At 64.4% G+C, this 2,982-nt stretch carries 4 protein-coding genes; all 4 read right to left on the bottom strand.

Annotated elements, in window-relative coordinates; translation table 11 throughout:
* Positions 1–208 precede the first annotated feature (208 nt).
* Positions 209–979: an SDR family NAD(P)-dependent oxidoreductase gene (locus AC3XYG_RS26530; RefSeq protein WP_489142878.1), complete on the bottom strand. Its 771-nt coding sequence runs from the start codon at positions 977–979 to the stop codon at positions 209–211.
* Positions 980–1,099: 120 nt separating this feature from the next.
* Positions 1,100–1,612, bottom strand: a complete 513-nt coding sequence (locus AC3XYG_RS26535) for a carboxymuconolactone decarboxylase family protein (protein WP_489142879.1) — start codon at positions 1,610–1,612, stop codon at positions 1,100–1,102.
* A 67-nt stretch (positions 1,613–1,679) separates the two neighbouring features.
* Positions 1,680–2,297 (bottom strand): nitroreductase family protein, encoded by a 618-nt coding sequence (locus AC3XYG_RS26540; protein ID WP_489142880.1) that lies wholly within the window; start codon positions 2,295–2,297, stop codon positions 1,680–1,682.
* A 226-nt stretch (positions 2,298–2,523) separates the two neighbouring features.
* On the bottom strand, positions 2,524–2,982 hold a 459-nt coding region (locus AC3XYG_RS26545), incomplete at its 5' end, for a zinc-binding dehydrogenase (RefSeq protein WP_489142881.1).

Raw genomic sequence — 2,982 nt, forward strand, 5'->3', positions numbered from 1 at the left:
TATAGGCCCGCCGCGCCGGTCTGCAACGCGCTCCGCGCGTCCTCCACTTCGTTTCGGCCCTGGCACTCACCTCGCGCACGGCCACGACCGCGCCGATTGGGTGCGGACCGCCTCCCTCGGCGGGCCTGCCGGCCGCTCTCCGCCGCCCACCCCGCTTGCCGGGGGAAGGCGCGGTGGTTTTGCCAATGGAGAGCGACCATGACGACGATCATTCGCGACATCCCGCTGTCTCAACTCGTCCCGTCGGCACACAACGTCCGCCGGACCGGGCGCGAGAACGGGATCGCCCACCGTCGACGTGCAGAATTTCCCCGGTGATGAATGGTGCGGAGTCGAGAAACAGGATGGCGCTGGCGATATCGCTTGCTTCACCCATGCGTCCGACAGGCTGGAAGGCACTGAGCGCCGCGTGATGTTCAGGCGCGTGCATCGGTGTCTTGATGTTTCCAGGCGCAACGGCATTCACGCGAATGCCTTTCTTCGCGTACTCGATCGCCAGTGACTTGGTGGCGGCATTGAGGCCCCCCTTGGTCATAGCCGCCAAGACCGAGTGGATCCCACTGATCGCAACCTGGTCTATGCTGGTCGTGACGCTCACCACATGGCCGCTCGAATGCCGTTCCATGTCGGCGATCGCGCGTTGCGTGATGTGATAGAAGCCCGCCATGTTCACATTCATGACGGCGTCGTAGTCTTCGGTGGTGTGTTCGGTGAATGGCTTTCCGATGTATACGCCGGCGTTGTTCACCAGGGTATCGACCCGGCCAAATCGCGAGATGGCTTCGGAAATGACACGCTGGGCCGTTATGGGATCGCCAATGTCGCCGGCGACACTCAGGATGTTTTCATCGCTCGACGGCTTGATCGAACGTGAGGTTGCGACAATGCGGTAATCGAGCTTTCGGAATGCCTTTACGACTTCGGCGCCGATGCCCTGTGATGCACCTGTGACGACAACGACCTTCTGCGACTGGTTCACGCCTTCACTCCGGAGAATACAGTGCGCTCACCTCATCGGCACAACGAAGAGCCCAGGCGCATTCCCAAAGATGCGGGGAGCATCCGGCTCTAGCGTTGCGCTTATGCGGCTGGATGGAATTCAGATCGAGCCAGCCGGTGTAACGGCAGGAAAGTCCTTGTCGGGATCGAACACGTTGTTGAAGAAGTTCGTCAGCGAGTACATGGCCACCAGCGCGACGATCTCCATGACATTCGCATCCGTGTGGCCGGCATCGCGCACGGCTTTCAGATCGGCGTCTCCGATATGGCCCCGGGTCTCGATGACCTTGCGCGCAAACTGGATTGCGGCATCCCGCTTCGGGTCGCTGGCATGGCCCTTGCGGGCAAGAATGATCTCATGGGCCGGCAGCTTGGCCATGTGCTCGGCCGTGAAGCTGTGGACCGTCAGGCAGTAGTTGCAGCCATTCACCTCGGAGACGGCGAGGCCGATGCTGTCCCGCGTCTTGACGTCGAGCGCCTTGCTCAGGGAGCCGAGCAGACTGCCCCATGCGTTGAAGGCGATCGGGCTCTGCGCGAAGGTCGCCAGCATGTTCGGGGTGAAGCCGATGTTCCGGGTGAACGTATCGAGAGTCGGCTTGGAATCGGCCGGCACCTGCGCCGGCTTGAGAGCCTCGGCTCTTGCCATCATAGTCTCCACAAGGTCCTGATTTCACGGAACGTCAGACGAGGTCCAGCACTTCGGCCACCGGGCGGCGCGGCTTCTGCGGCCAGTTTCCCGGACGCTCCGCACCGACGGACAGCAGCATGACCGGCACCTCGTCCTCGGCCAGCCCGAACTCGCGGTGCACCGCTTCGGCGTCGAAACCGATCATTGGCGTCGACCCCAGGCCCAGTGAGCGGGCCGCATAGATGATCGCCGTCGCGCCGATGGCGCCGGAGCGCACAGCCTCGTCCCGCTGGCGCTGCGGGTACTCCAGGTACAGGCCGCGTGCCGGCAGTTCCCATTCCGGCACCAGCGCCGCCGGCATGATGCCCGCTGCCACCAGCGGTGCCAGGCGCTCCGGGATCACGCTGGAATCCGCCAACTGGCCGCAGATGATGAAGGTGACCGCCGCCTCGGTGATGGGAGGCTGGTTCCAGGCGATCGGCTTCAGCCGGGCCTTGGCTTCCGGCGTGCGCACGGCGATGAAGCGCCAGTTCTGCAGGTGGAAGGATGTCGGCGCGGTGGTGCCGATCCGCACCAGCTCACGGATCTGATCATCGCTCAAGCTGGCGGAGGGGTCGTAATACTTGGCAGCGCTGCGGCTCAAAATACAGTCGATGACGGCGTTGGTCATGATGGTTCCGTTGATCTTCGTGATTTCTACAGGTCAAGAGACGGACTGAAGTCAGAGAGCTGTTCCGCTCTCTCTTCCGGAAGTGCTGCTGGGATGGGATCTGTTCGGGATCTCATGCCAGGAGCCAGAGATCGCTGCCCGGGATGTCCCGGGCGCGTCCAAGAGGGCGCAGCCGGCCGTCCCGGACAGCGCCGGCCGGCCGCGTGTATCGATCGGCGTGTGTCGGTTAGGGGCGGACGCGAATGATTGTCTTGCCCGGCCGTCGCTCGGTCCGGTTGAAGGCGGCGACGGCATCGTCGAGGGTCGCGACGGTGCCGATATGCGGTCGCAGACGTCCGTCCCGCACCCGCTGGACGATCTCGGTCAGCTGGGCCCGATCGGCCTCGACGACGAAATCGACCGCCAGGCCGTCGGTCGGCCTCACCTCGACCGGCCCGGTGACAGACACCAGCGTTCCCCCGGCCCGGACCAGGCTCGCGGACCGCTTGCCGATATCCCCGCCGATGACATCGAACACCAAGTCGACGGCGCCGATATCTTCCAGGACGTCGTTGTCGAGGTCGACGAATGCCTGTGCGCCGAAGTCGAGCGCCGCCTGACGGTCGGCGGCGCGCCCGGTGCCAATGACATGGGCGCCGGCCTCTTTGGCGAGTTGGGTCACCATCGACCCGACGGCGCCGGCCGC

This window comes from Inquilinus sp. (assembly GCF_057815775.1).

What these genes read in the sequence shown, in the direction of transcription:
- AC3XYG_RS26540 (WP_489142880.1), bottom strand. Translation starts at nt 2,297, where the DNA reads ATGACCAACGCCGTCATCGACTGTATTTTGAGCCGCAGCGCTGCCAAG.